At 55.7% G+C, this 17191-nt stretch carries 9 protein-coding genes and 1 pseudogene; 5 read left to right on the top strand and 5 right to left on the bottom strand.

Going from position 1 to position 17191, the window contains the following annotated elements; all coding sequences use genetic code 11:
* Positions 1 to 17 precede the first annotated feature (17 nt).
* Together AC07O2_RS23500 and AC07O2_RS23495 are read right to left on the bottom strand one after the other, a co-directional pair.
* Entirely contained in the window at positions 18 to 1091 is a 1074-nt protein-coding gene (locus tag AC07O2_RS23500; protein WP_495234619.1) for a GDP-mannose 4,6-dehydratase, read from the bottom strand.
* Between the two features lie 19 nt (positions 1092 to 1110).
* On the bottom strand, positions 1111 to 3756 hold the full coding sequence (locus tag AC07O2_RS23495) for a glycosyltransferase (protein ID WP_495234618.1): 2646 nt from the start codon (positions 3754 to 3756) through the stop codon (positions 1111 to 1113).
* A gap of 190 nt (positions 3757 to 3946) precedes the next feature.
* Here AC07O2_RS23495 and AC07O2_RS23490 point away from each other — a divergent pair, with 190 nt between their 5' ends.
* Complete coding sequence (locus AC07O2_RS23490) at positions 3947 to 4990, top strand: phytanoyl-CoA dioxygenase family protein (protein ID WP_495234617.1); 1044 nt, start codon at positions 3947 to 3949, stop codon at positions 4988 to 4990.
* A 51-nt stretch (positions 4991 to 5041) separates the two neighbouring features.
* Here the strand turns inward: AC07O2_RS23490 and AC07O2_RS23485 are convergent, their stop codons facing one another.
* Both AC07O2_RS23485 and AC07O2_RS23480 read right to left on the bottom strand, forming a co-directional pair.
* Entirely contained in the window at positions 5042 to 6541 is a 1500-nt protein-coding gene (locus tag AC07O2_RS23485) for a polysaccharide pyruvyl transferase family protein (protein ID WP_495234616.1), read from the bottom strand.
* A 7-nt stretch (positions 6542 to 6548) separates the two neighbouring features.
* The gene (locus AC07O2_RS23480; RefSeq protein WP_495234615.1) at positions 6549 to 7844 is read right to left on the bottom strand and encodes an ABC transporter ATP-binding protein; all 1296 of its coding nucleotides are present in this window, start codon (positions 7842 to 7844) and stop codon (positions 6549 to 6551) included.
* Between the two features lie 14 nt (positions 7845 to 7858).
* Between AC07O2_RS23480 and AC07O2_RS23475 the strand changes: the two genes are divergently transcribed.
* The 4 genes and pseudogenes from AC07O2_RS23475 to AC07O2_RS23460 all read left to right on the top strand — a co-directional run.
* A complete protein-coding gene (locus AC07O2_RS23475; protein WP_495234614.1) occupies positions 7859 to 11422 on the top strand; it encodes an ArnT family glycosyltransferase in 3564 nt (1187 codons plus the stop codon).
* Positions 11423 to 11427: 5 nt separating this feature from the next.
* Entirely contained in the window at positions 11428 to 12321 is an 894-nt protein-coding gene (locus AC07O2_RS23470) for a UbiA family prenyltransferase (protein ID WP_495234613.1), read from the top strand.
* Positions 12322 to 12676: 355 nt separating this feature from the next.
* Positions 12677 to 14217, top strand: a protein-coding gene (locus AC07O2_RS23465; protein WP_495234612.1) for an IS3 family transposase whose coding sequence is annotated in 2 segments (ribosomal slippage) — positions 12677 to 13711 and positions 13714 to 14217 — 1539 coding nt in all. Because the reading frame shifts where the segments join, the coding sequence is not laid out codon by codon here.
* A gap of 15 nt (positions 14218 to 14232) precedes the next feature.
* A pseudogene (locus tag AC07O2_RS23460) lies at positions 14233 to 14361 on the top strand (IS3 family transposase); the annotation flags it as partial.
* 74 nt (positions 14362 to 14435) lie between these two features.
* Here AC07O2_RS23460 and AC07O2_RS23455 read toward each other — a convergent pair.
* Positions 14436 to 16502 (bottom strand): ATP-binding protein, encoded by a 2067-nt coding sequence (locus AC07O2_RS23455; protein ID WP_495234611.1) that lies wholly within the window; start codon positions 16500 to 16502, stop codon positions 14436 to 14438.
* Between the last annotated feature and the right edge of the window lie 689 nt (positions 16503 to 17191).

The raw sequence follows: 17191 nt of genomic DNA, 5'->3' as shown, positions 1-17191 counted from the left end.
TGTGGAATATTTAGCGTTCAAGCTGCAATTCTCTGCTGGTTGCGAAGCACGTCTGCAGTGACCATGGATCTACATAAATCATCGAGGGACGTGCCTGGATGCCAGCCTAGTTGGTTTTCTGTCTTGCTTGGGTCGCCAATCAGGGGCACTTTTTCGGCGGGGTGATAAAAATCGGGTGAAACTCTTATCACGGTCTGCCCTGCTCGCAATCTTGACGCAGCAGCCAGGTTATCTGGGGCAATTGTGTCGATGGCAGCAGTCTCGTCTATAGCATCTCCATTGAATGTCAAGGCGAGGCCAGCAGCCGCAAAGGCTCTTTGCGCAAAACCTCGCACGGCCTCCATCCGGTTGCTTGCAAGAACGAAGGCGTCAGGTGCGTCTGCCTGCAGCATACGCCGCATGCACTCGACATACTCGTGCGCGCAGCCCCAGTCTCGCTTTGCCTCGAGATTGCCCAGCAGCAGCGCTTCAGCATCGCTCCAGGCGATTCGCTCAGCAACTTTGGTGATTTTTCGCGTTACAACCTCGGAGCCACGCAAGGGGAATGCGTGTTTGAAAGCGATACCGTTGACGGCAAAAATATTATGTGGCTCCCGGCAGTTGACTGTCATCCAACGAGTGTAGAGTTTCGCCACGCCATAAGGATTACGCGGGCAGAACGAGGTATCTTCATTCTGCGGAAACGAGCGCGTCTCGCCGAACATTTCCGAAGTACTGACCTGGTAGAAGCGGACTCCGGGCTTAACTTTCCGGATCGCTTCAAGGAGATTAAAGGCTCCGACCCCGTCGATCTGCATCGATGCACCGGCATGTCCGAAGCTGCTCCCCGCAAAGCTGAGAGAAGCAAGATTGTAGATTTCATCCGGCATGATTTCGGCGATCAGCTCTATACATGCCGTCAGGTCGCTCAGATCGTGTTCGCGCCGGTGAAAATCGGGATGGTTATGAAGATCAAGTTCTTTTAGCTGCCAGAAATCCATTGCATCACCTTGTCGATGGGTTCCATAGGCAGCATAGCCCTTGCCGAGCAGGAGCAGAGTCATATAAGCACCGTCCTGGACAGCCTCGCCGGCGGTAAGTGCTTTCTTCATGATGATGTCACCGTCTCGTTCAGCATGCGCGAGCCGGGGTGTCCACTAGTTCGGGGTGCCATCGACCCAGAATTTCAAGACGTTGGCGAATTAGAAGCCCGACAGTGTGCGGGCCAAGTTGGTGTCGGACATCCTGCCTGGCCCGCTCACCCAGGCGACGGACCAGCTCGGGCTGACTGGCCAGTTGGCCAAGACATTCTGCAGCATGAGCAATATCAGCTTCGGCCCACAGGGGTCCGGCCGGATAAGCGCCTATGTCTATTTCCAAGGGCTTTAGAAGGTAACGCACAGGCATAGAATTTTCGGTATTCATAAAATCAATATTGGCCGACCAATTGGTAGCGACCACCGGTTTGCCCAGATACATCATTTCGGCAAGTGCCAGACCAAAGCCTTCGGCACGGTGCAAAGAGAGCAGGATGTCGCAGCAGGACTGCAAGTCCCAGGTCTGTTGGCGGGGCAGAAAGTCGTCGATGAAGAAGACTCCGTCCAAGTCTTGTATGCTGTCACGCAATTCGCGATAAGCTGCGGCGTGTTGCCGACTGTTCATGGTCTTGATGACCAGCGCGAGTTGTGGGTGCGCTTGTGCCGCCAGACGATAAGCAGCAATCGCCGCCTGAGGGTTTTTGCGATACTGGTACGAATCGAAGTCATACATGACCAGTACTAGTTGCCGGCCAGGAGGAAGACCGAATTGCTCGCGGCTAGCGCCCGGCGTCACATCGAATTGCAGCGAATGGGGAACCTTGAATACCGGGACCGGAGATACCGCAGAAATAGCATCCTGGACAAAGGTCGAGGACACCCAGACTTCATCGACAAGCGTGAAGGCCTCGTGTAAGACCGCCGGAAATTCCGGCTGTTCCCAATGCCAGAAACCGATGGTATAGGGCGCTTTTGGCCGACCTTCGGCCGTCAGTTGCTGGCAGGCCAGGGATGTCTGATCAGCGTTGACGTAAAGCAGGTCTACGGCGTAACGGGTCGGCTGCGCATGGACGATGATGCTGTCATCACGCTGCGGGTTGTGGCCCGGAAAATAGGCCTCGGTGGCCGAGAAGGGAATGTCGGTGGCAAGGCAGGCACGAGCCAGCGAACGCGCCGCTTCACCAACACCAAGTTCTGTACGCAGGTAACCGACCAGATTGATGCCGAATGGCATGGTGCTCTCTATATTGGTTACGGCGTTGGTAACCGAGGGCAGAGTGCAATCTTGCGTGGCGAACCGATGCCGACCGGCAGGGGCCTGGTAAGCCAGGGCTGGCCAGATGTGCTCAAGCTGTGCAATCGCGTCGCAGAGCGGACGAATTACCCATCGCTTGGCAGAGTCAGGCGTCATGCGCGCCGCGCCAGCAAAGCGCAGGAGGCGTGCCATCCAGCCTGGCATGGCGCGTGCCTCTCTCGATAGTCCAACGCCAGCAAGGGTGCGCAACATGCCCGCCCGGGTCTTCAGGTGCCGGCCTCGATGGAGATAAGCGCCGGGCTCGGGCAGACGTCCGAGCAGCGCCCGGTAAATATTGTCCAATCGCCGCCGGTCGACCGGATCCATGTCGAGGGGCTCGATGGCAATATCTGCGGCAGCAATAGTGGGGCCATCGATGGCAACATCGACGATGACATTGGTGATGGCATCGGTGCTTGTAGCGCGATTCAGGCCGATGATTTCCGGGTGCTCGAAGGGACGCTGGCCGCAGCGTTCGCGGAGCGTGGCATTGTCGCGAAAACGGACTCGTTCGGCGCCGCTGATTCGGGAGCCATCACTGTAACGATCAAAACCGTATTCGAGACGGCTATAGCGGTCTGCGCCATTGGCGACGACAGTTTTGACATACTCCTCGATCAAGGTCCTGGCGAGTCGGTTGAGGCTCTTCAGCGTGAAGCGATTCTGGTGTTTAGAAACGGTATGTGGTTTTTGAAGCTCGAGACCACTGAAATGGAAAAAGACCAGAGGCTGCCCATTGACCAGAAACTCATCGCTGACTGCATGTCGCGAAAACTCTCGTTGCCCGAGATTCCAGTACGCAACGTTGTAGCCAGGATGACGCAGCACGGCGACGTTTTCGAAGAGACCGGGCACCAGGTCTATCCAGCTCTGGTCGACGAAGATGCCCTCGTCCACCTTGACGACACAGTCGTGCCGCAGCTTGCTTTGCCACCAATCGAGGAAATCGTGCGTGTTCTTACTATCACGAAGGGCGCAGAAGCCCAGGTTGTAAGTCCCGGCGCGCCGAATGTCGAGTTCGGTGGGAAGCAGATCATCATTCAGTGGAGCGAGCAGATGCGGCGTGAGCACAATGTCGGCCCCTGCGGCGAGCAGGTGATGCACCTCGCTTAGCGCACGGTATAACTTTATGTCGGGATCGACATAAATTACTTGCTGGTGCCCCTTTAGCAGCAGGTGCTGTAGTGCCCAAGGTTTGACAGCCGTGTTGAACTCGAGAATGTCGTATTGAAATATGAAGTCTTGTCCGTCTGGCAGACCGAGCTCGTCAAGGGAGATGATTTCGAACTCATTGGCGAGGGCCCGTGCCGGCTCATGGTCGACATCTGTAATGACACAGTAGCGCTTGGCTTCCGGGTGATGGGCGGCGGCGCTTTGCAATAAAGTACGAGCAAAATGCAGGTAATTGTTGCTGACAACGGTGAAAATTGCACTCTGGTTCTTCATGTGGGGAGTGCGTTTCGCTGCTGGGGGCAATGGGCCTGTGATCGAATGATCAACTGAACGCAAGTTTGTTGTGTTGCCAGGAAACTCATCATACGAATACGGAATTAATTAGGATTGGCTGATGTGTAGCCAATCAGGCCTTCTCTGGTGCAGGGCGCTCTGCGGCAAGCGATCCGTAAGCATATAGTTATTGATTATCCCCGATCTCGAGGCAGGAGAAGGCAGCCGCCATACTGTTAGCGGGCTGCTCGCCTGCCGAGCATGGGGAATGAGCTTTCTCTTCCTCCACGAGTTTTGGCGGAGGAAAGTGAGAGAAATTACTGATGGAGTTGAAGTAATGTTGAGCAATGAGCAGTGGAATGATTATCAGATTAACGGCTTCCTGCGTCTTGGCAAGGTGCTGGAGGATGCCGAGCTCGATGCCCTGAAGCAGCGTGCTGACGATCTGGCGAGCGGCCTGCTCAGCAACCCCGCCATCCAGTTTCAAATGGACACTGGCGGTGCTTACGAAGAGTTGCCATCTGTGGTTTCCGAAATCGGGAAAGGGTCGCGTCTCTATCGCAAGATTCAAGGGCTGGAAAATGATGATAGTTTCGCACCTCTTGTTAAACATCCATTGTTCCTGGAAATCTGCGCTCAACATTACGGACGGCATGTGCCGGTTTCGATTTTTCGTGCCATGGTAATGAATAAGCCCGCCGGGCAAGGGACGCTTTTGCCATGGCATCAGGATGGTGGCGATGTCTGGGCGCTTGATCGAGATCCTTTGGTCACCATCTGGGTCGCCCTTGATCCCGCCGCACTGGAGAATGGTTGCGTCGAGGTGATACCTGGAAGCCATCGCCTGGGCCTGTTGCGTGCTTACGGCAGCACCTTGCAACCGGAAGATGCCGCACGCCACTGCCCGCCCGAAAAGGTGCTGCCGCTTGAGGTCCGGGCCGGCCACGCGGTATTGATGCATAACTGGCTGATCCATCGCTCCGGGGTCAATCCTTCCTCCACTCCGCGTCGGGCATTCACCGCGTGCTACATGGATGGACGAACACAAAGCGTGCTGACCGGAAATCATTTTCCCCTGGTCTCAGGAGCATTGCCTGAAACTCCTCCTTACTTGCGCCAGTTGCGCGGTGATTGCGCGATCTTGCGCGAATCGATCGGAATGGCCACCGTTTATGCGCGCAGCCTGGAGGATGAAATTGCGCGAATGCGCGGCGTCAGCGAAGCACAGGCCTGACCACGGGTTCGTAGCCGGAATCCAGTTCGCCAATACCTTGCCTGCTGACTATTACTGCTCAGCCTGATTGCCAGCTTGCTCTACTGATGCGGAACGCGCGGCTTCGAGGCTGCGCGCGTATTCGACTGCAGCTTGAGCCGTTGCTCGCCAGTGGGTTAATTCGCGGGCCAGCTCCCTTTTTTTCCAGCCGCCAGGGTCATCGGTGGATCGTTGGGCAAGCGTTCTTGCCAATCCAAGCATGCGGTCGTCGGTAAGACGGTCTCTCATGGGCAACCGGCCCTTGAGTGAGCGCGAAAGCCGTTTTTCGCGATCATGCTCGGCACGCTCCCACGTATCAAGAATTTGTTTCGACTGGTCACCGTATTCTTGTCGACGAATGAAGATGCTCATTGCGTGTTCCGCAATACCGGCTATACAAGTTTCGCCCAGTGGCTGCAGATACTCCTCGCCCATACCCGCATGGATCAGCGCACCTTGTAGCTTGACATGGGTATATGCGTCGACATGCAGCGCCAGGCAAGGCCGTTGCGCGGCAAGGCCAAAAACTATCGGGTGATAGCGCGAGCTGAGGATCATGCTTGCCTTCTGCGTAAGCCAGACTGTTTCGCGTGTGCCCTGGACATCGAGGACTGTTATGGATTCTGCATGACGCATACGTGTAGCCAGGGCTTCGCCCATGGCGCGGTCGCCATGATCTCCATCTTCACCGACAAGCTTGAGGTGGGGTATAAATAATAGATGCGCGCCGCTTTGATCGACGAGGCGATCGAGTTCGTCAGCAAGTTGGTCTAGCGCCCGTGCATGCGAGCTTGCCGGCACAAATTGATGCAGGGTGATCGCGATTACCAATAGATGCTCCAATCCGTCCGGACCCCGTGGCCACAGATGGGGACAGGGGCGTCCGGTAAGAAGCAGGGCGTCATCCAGCTGGTAGTCGATTTTTTCGAGTGGAATGCCGAATTCGATGGCGAGAGCGACGGATGGCGCTTCGCGCAGTCCGACCCATCTCGCAGCATTGAGTATTTCCGTGACCAGGGGCCGGTCGGCTGGCTCCAGATTCGGCCCGATAGTCTGGCCGACGATGACGATGGGAATGCCACATCGACACGCTAATCTCACAAGCGCAAGGCGTTCCAGAATATGTTCTGGCCAAGTACTGGAAAGATTGCCGCCTCCGGAAATTACCAGCAAATTTGCTGTGAGCAGACTTCGGAAAACATCGGGAATTTCATTGCCGTTGCCCAGGGCGTACTCCACCCATGCATCAATGCAGTGAAGTTCTTCATGGCGATCAGCGGAAACGTTCGAAAAACCAAGTGTTGCCGATGCATCCGTGTTATAGAGTTGGCTGGTCAACGCGGGGGTTTTGGACGCGACGATAACTTCAGTACCGGGCAGCAGGCGGCGTATCAATGCGAGATTGGCTTCAAGCATGGCCTCGTCGCCAACGTGGAAAGCATTGTTGCCACCAACATCACCAAGCATCAGAATCTTTTTAATGGGCCGTAGTGCTCCCCTACGGGCAATCAGTAAATCGAACAGCTTGGACATTTTTTCTTTATACCTGTTCGAGACCAAGATCGAATATCCCCAGAAAATCCTTGTTGCCCGGCAAGGCATCGAAAGACAGCAAGGCTACCTGCTTCTCGATCAGGTGCGATGTTTCTTCCGTGTGGCCATTCAGCAGTTTGACCGTCACATGGTAGCGACCAGCACCGAGGCGGGCAGGAAAGCGAACGGTGATAGCTGCTTTTTTCCAGCCATTTTCTGCTGACTCAGGACGCAACACGAAATTGCCACCGCCTATTATCAGCAGGCGCATTTCCTGGATCGTGAAACTGATGCTGGGATTCTGGATATTGCTATTTAAAAGGCATTCGACGCGAATCTCAATCATGTCTCCATAGACGAAGCTTGAATACTGGTCCTGTGAATCGGTAAAGCAGGCCGACAATACCCGCCCTTCTTCGGTGCCGAAGGCGAATCCTTCTGCTTGGCCGATAAAGGCTTTCTTTTTAACCGGCATTTCGGTGTCTGTTGCCCAGCGTTGCTGATCATCGCGCAAGTCGAGCATGTAGAGCTCGGCGATTTCGTCGGGTGCACCGCTGGCGCGAATCTCACCCAGGCGGAGATACACGACGCGATTGCAGAAGCGCCGCACCATATTCAAATCATGCGATACGAACAGCAGCGTCGTGCCTTGTTCCGTGAGTGCCGCAAGCCGGTTCAGGCATTTGAACTGGAACGACGCGTCGCCGACGGCGAGCGCTTCGTCCACGACTAGAATATCGGGTTCGACACAGACAGACACGGCGAACGCAAGCCGCATTGTCATTCCGCTGGAGTAAGTCTTCATGGCTTGCTCCATGAAGTCGCCGATGCCGGCAAAGTCGGCTATTTCATTAAAGCGTACGTCGATTTCTTCCGTCTTCAGACCGAGCAGGGCGCCATTCAGATAGACATTCTCGCGCCCGGTGAATTCGGGATTGAATCCCGAGCCGAGTTCGAGCAGGGCTGCAATCCGGCCGTGAGTTTGTACCGTGCCCTCACTCGGCGTCACGGTGCCACAGATCATCTGCAGCAGAGTGGATTTGCCGCTGCCGTTTTGCCCTATGATGCCCACCGTTTCGCCGCGACGAATATCAAGCGAGACATTGCGCAACGCCCAGAACTCGCGATACTGTTTCCTGTTGCGCCCCAACATCTGAAACAAGCGATGCTGCGGCTTGTCATAAATCCGGTAGCACTTGCTTAGCGCATCGAGTTGGATAGCCATATTACCGGACATCAATAGACCCTTTTGGCGCATGTCCGGTCCCGAAAAATGGCGGGCGCAATAGTAATGTTTTTCCATTGGCAGATAAGCACATGATCTTCTCAGCTTCCCTACTGTTACTTGCTTGGTCTTCACTGCGATTGAGTTCTCGCCTCGCCAGCTCACCAGCCGATGGTTTTTGGATATTCATTGCCAGCGTGATGCTTCAAATCGGCATGATCACCAGCCTCACTTCGCTGCTCCACCAACTGCATCCCGGCGCTTGGCTGGCCGTTCAAGTGCTCATTTGTGTCGTCACCCTGAAGTTTACCGGGGGCCTGCGTCCGCCAGATCTTCGCCACCCGGTAATCACCTGGCGTGGCTTGTGCTCAGGGCTGTCAGGATTCGTGACGGGGCTTTCATCCTGGGCATTGATGATACTGATTGCCATCGGCGGGATTCTCGCTCTGTCAGCAATAACACAGCTGGCAACACCCATTCATGCTGGCGACGAGAAGATGTATCACGCCTCGCGCGTCCTCTACTGGATTCAGAACCAGACGGTACTTCCCTTTGCCACACACAATATCCGACAAACGTTAACGCCGTTCGGCAGCGAATTGCTCTTCTTGTGGCCCATACTCTTCACCAAGACAGAGGCGATTGGCCGTCTTGTCTTTTGGCTGGCATATCCGCTGGCGGCAGCAGGTCTGTATTTTCTCCTGCGCTCCATGAACTTGAGCCGCACAGTTGCCCTTGTCGGCGCGTTGATATTGATTTCAACGCCTCTTGTAGCTTCGAGCGCAATAGGGCTTAAACCTGAACTCTGGTCTGTCGTCACACTGCTCGGGGTTACCTATTGGCTTGTTTCAATCTGCCTCTCTCCGCGGGGGATGGCAAAAAAGTATTTTTTCATGGGGGTGTTCGTTGTATTGAGCATAAACATCCGAGCATTCCCCATGGCAATCCTTCCCAGCCTGATACTCCTTGTTTTCTGTACACGAAGTCGATTTCCGGCACTCACGCGACTGAAGCTCCTCGCCGCCGGCCTGGTGTGCTCGGGTGTCATGAGTTCGTTGCTGCTGTTATTGGCAAGCAACTTCGCAACTTACCATCACCCGCTTGGCCCAGCGGAGGTCCAGCGCTACGTTAAGGCGGACATCACGCCTCAAGTGATTTTCACGCATGCCGTCCGGTTTGCATTCGTGTTGCTGGAGTTGCCGGATGTGCCAACCTCTGCTGAGGCGCGGAGTGCATTCAATGGGGCAGCAAACAACTTTATCTCGGCCATTGGGGCTGGTGCCCCTTTATTAGGAGAAGACGACGGGCCCTGGCCCGGAAAATTCGTGTACACCTTGCCAGAACGCTCAACAAGGTTCTCATTGTGGGGCCTCTTGTGGATTCCGTCGCTGAGCATCGCGCTGCTGCTACTGATTCGAAACGTCATAGCGACATGGCCGCGCGTGAGGCTGGCTGCTGTTCCAGCACAAACCTTGCTGGTGGTTCCTTTGCTGGGCGCAATCCTCTTTGGCGCGAGATGGATGTCTCATTCAGATGTTCCAACGCGCTTTCTCATTGGTCCTTATTCACTGCTGTTGCCGATTGGCATAGCCATATTTGCTCCGTACTTCTCTGTCCGAAAATTTGCGCAGTCGCTATTTGCGATCGTCATTTTATATTCTGTGTACCAGCCGATTGGAGCCCAGGTCCGCAATGCCGTGGAAGCCATTGCCTCGCCAGTTTCCGCGACGGCGATCAATCAGCCCTTCGAGGAAGTGCTAGCCTTGATGCCGTCCGGGTCGCGAGTTCTTTTCGTGGGTGACCAGTCCGCGCCCGACTATCCTCTCTTCTCACCGGAAACCCACTATTCAAATGCAGTGATTCCCTGGGGCACCTCGTCTTTCGATCCAGTAAGGATGCGTCACTTGATCGATTCCGAGAAGGTCACCCATGTGTTGATTCAGCGCGATGAAGGCGTGTCATTCCTAGATGCTCCAACTCTCTATACCGGGAAGATAGTGCGTTGGCTGGCGCAAGAGCCTGGATTGAAGGCGATTCCCCTGATAACGCAGCACATGCGTCTGTTCAGCGTCTCCGATAGGCCACAGACGGATGAGAGGGCATTTGAAACCCCAGGAATGCCTCCTTCAGCGCCTTTGATTGCCGTCGGTACAACGCTGCAAGGCCAGGTAGGAATCGACCCCGTGCCTCCCAAGACACCATGGCCGATTGAAAATTTTGGCGGGGCCGAAGGCAGTTTCCTATGGGTGGGGCAGGGACAAGCGGAAGGTATCGAGTTCGGGCTTTGGTCACGGCAGGAACGCGCCGTGGAGCTGCAGTTTGATGCTTTGCCAGGTCCAAGCCTTTGGACTTCAGAGAGGCGAGTCATGTTGGCGCACAACGGCGTTCCTGTTGGTGACGAACGTAGCTTCAAGAACGACACGCCCATTGTGTTCCACATCAGTCTCCATGCCGGACGAAATGTGTTCAGCTTCTTTGCCCTCGATGCCCCCACGGTGAAGCGCATGCCGAATGGCGATGCCAGAAACCTAGTGGTCGGCCTTCACGAGATTCGGGTCGAGGCGGGACAGACTCCGATCGAAAGCGAAGCGTCGACGCTGCCACAAAAGACGAGCCTCCCCGTCAACGATGCTGGGAACACAGACCTCACCGAGAGTGCCCGCATAGCGGCCGAGATTATCAGCAGTCGACAGCAAGTCGAGGGGTACTGGCTCACCTCCTACACCAGTTTGGAGCGCTTTGAATCTCCAAAACAGGAAATGAACACGTTTGCCACAGCGATGATGGTCGACCTCCTGAGTGCAAAGTCGATCCCGGCCGGACTGGAAGGAAACCTGGGGCGGGCACGTACCCATCTGCGCAACCAGATCGAGGTCAATGGGCTGGTCCGGTATCACGGTCGGCCTGACGCCCCGACGATTGGCACGCTCGGTTGCGCCATCACACCGGATGCGGATGACACCGCCCTGGTCTGGCGGATTGCTCCCGGCGCACAAACATTGCGACCCACTGCGCTCGCGACACTGAAGCAATATCGTACTGCCGACGGTCTGTACAAGACCTGGCTCGGGCAACGCACCGATTACCAATGTATCGATCCTGGTTCCGATCCGAATCCCGCCGACGTGGCGATCCAGATGCATGTTCTCATGCTACTGGCACAAGCCGACCCGCCCGCTGCCCGGTCACTGTGTGCTGCGCTCCGGCAGACGATCGATCAGGACCGCGTCTGGGTTTATTACCGCAGGTCACCGCTGATCCCGGTTCTGCGTCAGGCCGAGCTGCAGGCTGCGGGCTGCGCCGTGCAAGTGCCGCCATCTCGTTCCCATTCCGCCATCCCGGCGCAGGACATCTGGCTGGACGCCGCCCAGATGTTGCAGCGCCTGGAGGGCAGCCACGATCAGCTTCCATCCTCGGGCGAAGTTCTGGACCTGCTTCGAAAACTGTCCAACAATGACTTCTCCCGCTTGAGACTGAACCCGCCCTTGATCTATCACAACGATCTCACCGCATCGGTGCGCAGGTTTTATTGGTCAAAGGACCTGGGCTATGCAATCTGGTTGCGCTTGTACAGTGAAAGCATGCGGCATGGCTTTCTAGGCGAAAGTCGTGTGAGTGAAGAAGCTATTGCGCGCAGCCCCGCTGCCCGGAAATGATCATGATGGAACGCCCCCAAGGTGCGCGCAGATTGCTGCGTCTGTTATCGTGCATTCGATTCGACGAGGTCTTAGTGCTTCAGGGGGCGCCCCTGCTTGGCGCCGTCTTTTCGATCACCCACCTCAGCAGCCAAAGCCTGATGGCATTCTTGCTTCTGGTTGCAGGAAATTGTTTTCTGGTCGCTCATGTTTTTTTGCTCAACGATTGGTCTGGGGTTAACGGTGATCTAAAGGATCCCTCCAGGGTGGAGCGAGTGTTCCTGAATCGTGGCATCCGCCGCAATGAGATAGCTTGGCTAGCATTGATCCTGCTGCTTCTCAGCCTGGTACTGTTCGCGCAATTGGGCTCGGTAAGTCTGATTCTCGGACTGATGATAGCGATCGCGAGTGCGCTCTATTCGGCACCCGCCTTTGATCTGAAAGGAAAGCCGCTCCTCAATTCACTTCTTCACCTGGTCAGCGGCTTACTGCACTTTCTGCTAGGCTATTCTGCGTTCGGGATCCTTGATGCACGAAGCCTAGAAATTGGCTGCTTCTTCGCTCTCATATTCAGTGCGGGGCATCTGACCCAAGAGGTTCGCGATTTCGAAGCGGATTTACGCAATGACATCAAAACCAATGCGGTTCAGTTTGGCAAGGCACGAAGTTTCATCGCTGGATTCGCATTATTCACGTTAGCCGATGCGCTATTGATCCTGTTATCCGTCAAAGGGGCCCTACCACACGCTCTCGCCATTGTCGCTGCGCTCTACCCGCTGCATTTCTACTGGTCGCTGCGAGCGATGCGTGAAGGCCTCACCTTCGAGAGTGTGCGCCGACTGCAAGCACGCTATCGTATGCTCTACGCGGGCGTTGGTGCAATCATGGTAATTTCCGTACTGAACCGCCCAGGGTATTGATAAGGCTCAAATCTCTGAGAGGATTGTGCCGGCATTAATAGAGTGTGGTGAGCACTCCTGGGCAAGGACACATATCGGTTGGCTATTTTCGGGGTCATAGCGTCGATAGCTATGGCATGTCTTTGATTGCGCATTCGCATTAGTTGATATATTTATAGGGATTTATGTCGTTTGTAGCCACGCACGCTTGCAAAAATCCAACCAGTTATGTTGCTAAGCGTTGACATAGGTGTGCGGCAGATGAGTTAGCCCCAGAGAGAGCTAGGGGATTTTTAGCCATGCTTAGTGTTAGTGCCGATCCAAAACTGACCAGCTGGGGGTGCGGATAAAAACTTGGACTACCTGAAAGTAGTTCATGTACTCCTACGAAGAGCGAATCCGAGCAGTTGAGCTCTACATCAAGCTCGGTAAACGCACCAGTCCGACCATCCGTCAATTGGGTTACCCAACCAAGAATGCACTGAAGGGGTGGTACCGCGAGTACCAGCAGCGGCTCGACCTGCCGGTGGGTTATGCACGTCGGGAACCGACGTTCTCGCAGGTGCAGAAAGCTGCTGCTATCGAGCACTACCTCACCCACGATCAATGCATCGCGGCCACCATGAGGGCTTTGGGCTACCCCGGGCGTGGAACGCTTAGCAAGTGGGTTCGTGAGGCCCTTCCTGAGACCTGGGCGGCTGTCGTTGGTAGTGTGGGCCAACGGAGATATTCCGAGAGCTTGAAACATGCCGGAGTAATGGAGCTTTGCACTCGGCAAGAAAGTGCGCAGGCGGTGGCCGACAAGCTCGGTGTGTCCCGGCCAACGTTGTACAACTGGAAGAACCAGCTTCTGGGACGTGAGGCACCCGCATCCATGAAACACACCAATCAATCCCCGCAGGAGCGAGAGCGCGAAGAGCTTGAGCGCCAGGTTGAGGTTCTGCGCCGCGAAGTCCGGCAACTGCGGCTTGAGCAGGACCTCTTGAACAAGGCCAATGAACTGCTAAAAAAAGGCCTGGGCGTCGATCTGCAGTTCCTGTCCAACCGGGAGAAAACACTGCTGATTGACGCCCTTAAGGAGCACTATGGTCTGCCAGAGCTCCTTGCACAGTTGGCTCTTGCGCGTAGCTCCTACTTCTACCATCGAGCGCGCGCCGCAGTGGGCGACAAGTACCTTCAGGTGCGGCAGTCCATCACCGAGATCTTCGAGTCGAACCACCGCTGCTACGGCTACCGCAGGATGCATGCCTCGCTAGCCAGGCAACAAGGCCCTATCTCTGAGAAGGTGGTGCAGAGATTGATGAAGCAGGAAAGCCTGGTTGTAGCAAAGCCCAAGCGGCGCAGGTACGCGTCCTACCTCGGTGAGATCAGTCCAGCGCCTGCGAACATCATCAACCGTGACTTCCAGGCCGCGCGGCACCCAATGAGAAGTGGCTAACGGACATCACGGAGTTCCAGATCCCTGCGGGCAAGGTGTACCTGTCACCCATCATCGATTGTTTCGATGGAATGGTGGTGAGCTGGACCATTGGCACAAGCCCGGACGCTGAACTGGTCAACACGATGCTGGATGCTGCCATCGAGACGGTTGTGCAAACCACCGACAGGCCAGTTGTTCACTCCGATCGTGGTGGCCACTACCGCTGGCTAGGCTGGCTACCAAGAATGAGCGACGCAAACCTTACTCGCTCGATGTCTCGCAAGGCCTGCTCACCTGACAACGCAGCCTGCGAGGGGTTCTTCGGGCGGTTGAAAAACGAGTTGTTCTATCCTCGGGACTGGAAGAGCGTCACCATCGAGCAGTTCATCGAAGCGGTCGACTCGTACATCCGCTGGTACAACGAGAAGCGGATCAAGATCTCCCTTGGCTCTCTCAGCCCCATTGAATACCGGGTGAGCCTCGGGCTAGCGGCATAAAACCAGTCCAAGTTTTCGTCCGCACCCCCATTCATCCAGATCGTTGACTCTTATATCCGCTGGTATAACGAAAAGCGCATCAAGATCTCCCTTGGCTCACTCAGTCCCATCGAATACCGCGCGAGCCTCGGAATAACGGCATAAACCAGTCCAAGTTTTACGCCGCCCCCATTAGAGCGATTTCCTTCTAGGTCTTACGCCAGGGTTCAAGCAATGAATCATGACAGTGGCTCGGTTTGCGCGGCATTTGCCTGGCTCACCGGCAGGGTGACACGAAACGTCGTGCCTTTGCCAAGCTCGGTTTGTACATCGATGGAGCCGTGGTGCTTTTGAATGATGCCGTAGGACAGTGACAGGCCCAGGCCGGTGCCCTTGCCGATCGGCTTGGTCGTGTAGAACGGATCAAAGATACGCGGCAATATATCCTTAGGAATGCCGGCACCGGTGTCGGTCACCGAAAACCAGGCATTGCCATCTTCAATACCGGTCCGAATCGTAATTGTTCCGCGCTCGCTCCCAATGGCATGCGCCGCATTGACCACCAGATTCATCACCACCTGGTTGATCTGCGAGGACATGCACTGCACCTGTGGAAGCTCTGCGTAGTCCTTCACGACATCGGCCTTGTATTTGATTTCGCTGTTGACCACATTGAGCGTGGAGTCAATTCCCTGGTTCAGGTTGCTGAACTGCCAGTCGGAGGTTGCGTCCACGTGCGAGAAGTCCTTTAGGTCCTGCACAATCTTGCGCACCCGAACGATGCCGTCCTTCGACTCGGTCATCAGGGTCGGAATGTCCTCTTTGAGAAACTCCAACTCCATCTTCTTCTTGAGCGCCACAATCTGCGACAACGTATGTGGGTCTGAGTATTTGGTCTCCGCCGTCTCATAGGCCTCAAGCATCAGGAACAGCTCGGCCAGATATTTCTCCAATGTTCCGAAATTGGAGAATATGTAGCCAATCGGGTTGTTGATTTCATGGGCGACACCGGCGGCCAGTTGACCAATGGAGGCCATTTTTTCTGCTTGGATCAGACTCTCCTGTGCCAGGGTCAGTTTGCCTATCAGCGAATCAATCGAATCGGCCATTGCATTAAAGCCCTCGCCGACCACGGCCAACTCATCCTCGGACGTGATGTCCACCCGCGCCGCCAGGTCACCTTCGGCAATGCGCTTGGCGGTGGATGACAGCCCCGCCAGGTCGGCCATGATGGCCAGATAGGCCGCTATGAACAGGTAGACGGAAATCGCCAACAGCACCAGGGCCGTGCCCAGGCTGATGTACACCTGCTTTTGCAGCTTGGCCCGCCGTGCATCAATCAGTTTCTGCGTCGTGGGCAGCAGTTCGCCAAACAACTCCTCATAGCCCAAATCGATGACCTTGACAATCTTGCCGGCTATGAACTGCGGCGGTTGCGCCAGTCGGCCCGTGACGAATTCGCCGTCAATGGCGACCACCACCTCGTTGACGCCCGTCAGGAACTTGGGTTGAAACTGCGACAACGTGCCCTTGATGGCATCGTTGTAGCTGGCCGAGCGCTCCAGACTGACACCGAGCTCGGACGCGATGCGCCGGATTACACCACTCTGACCGGCAAATACCGCGCGTTGGTCTTCCGACACTGATTTGCGGGCATAGCTATCTGCGCCAGCATCGCCCACCTGACCCAGCAATTCGATCAAGTCGGGCATGTTGTAGACCAATATGCCCACCAGGTAAAAGGAGTCCAGCGATGGGTCAGTGGCCAAACCGCTGGCATCACCCGCGGCATAGACAAACTTCAGCGACAGCTTGACCAGTTCGTCATAGGCCTGCAAATTGGCCGTGCGCGCCAGATCGGACCAGTCTTCGGCCAATGACTTCCAACTCTTCTTGATGGCGGCCCAATCGTCCACCATTTTGGGCGACATGCCGACCACGGCCAGCGTGGTGTCCACGCGCTGGATGACCTCGGCTATTTCCGCTTCTTTGGCCACCGCTTTTTCTTTCAGCGCATCATTGCCGGCCAGTACCGCCGATGTCAACCCGCGGTGCTGCTGTACCAGTTGAATAAAGCGCAGACTCGGCTTGACCAGTTCCAAGCCACTGAGCTCCCGTTGCGCCACGTTGACCGAGGCCAACAAACTGACCAGCAAACTGACCAGCAAAAACAATATCGCCACCGCGCCGCCAAAGCCCAGAATGGCAAATTTGTAGGGATAGCGCCCGCGCTTCATCAGCGCAATGGCGGGCCCAAAGATGCCAGAGATGCCTGATGCCGCGCGCGGCGGTTTGGCAGTTGTCATACGCGGTCTCCTCATTTATCCGCTGATTGTGGAAGACGCGGCACGAACGTGCTAGCTGTGAACCTCCACAGCTAGGGTTTGCCCGTACAAATGGCGGCAATCTGCAAAGCCGTCCCTGCCGACAGCCACTTCAGGCTGATTGCTGCCGTTGGCAGGCGTTTGGTGAGCAGGTACTATCGGCCATTTACGGACATTCACAAAACGCAATGAGAAGCCCGAAACCGCGGTTGCATAGGTTCTTTAACCGGCTGGAGGCAGAAATTACTCTGCTGGAATCTTCGCCTCGCCGAGATTGGGTTGACCGTGCCCTACCGTGGCTGGTATTCACCCTTGCGATAGTTGCATTTGCAGCAGGGATTCATGCGGTGATTGGTTCCGAATACTGTTATCGAGGGCGTAGTTCATCCAGTTGCGTAACTGGCGTTACTGCCCAACTCCAGGGCGCAGCTACGGTTGCGGTAGCAGGCGCGCTTGCCTTGATTCCCTTCCGGTGGTCGGTAAGAAGCGTAATAGCCATGACGACGCTCTCAACAATTGCTTTCGGGCTTTTGATTGCTTCGCTGCTGTTTCGTTAGCGACTGCTTTGGGGTGCTGGCAAAGTCAGCAACGGGCCGAGGCTGTGTGAAAACGCTTCACGCATGGCAGCTTCAAAAATAAAATAGGGTCACCCGTTTCCAGCGAGGTAGCCC

This window comes from Rhodoferax sp. GW821-FHT10B06, from assembly GCF_059415605.1.
Note: the sequence above shows the minus strand (reverse complement) of the source record. Positions and strands in the feature narration are given on the sequence as shown.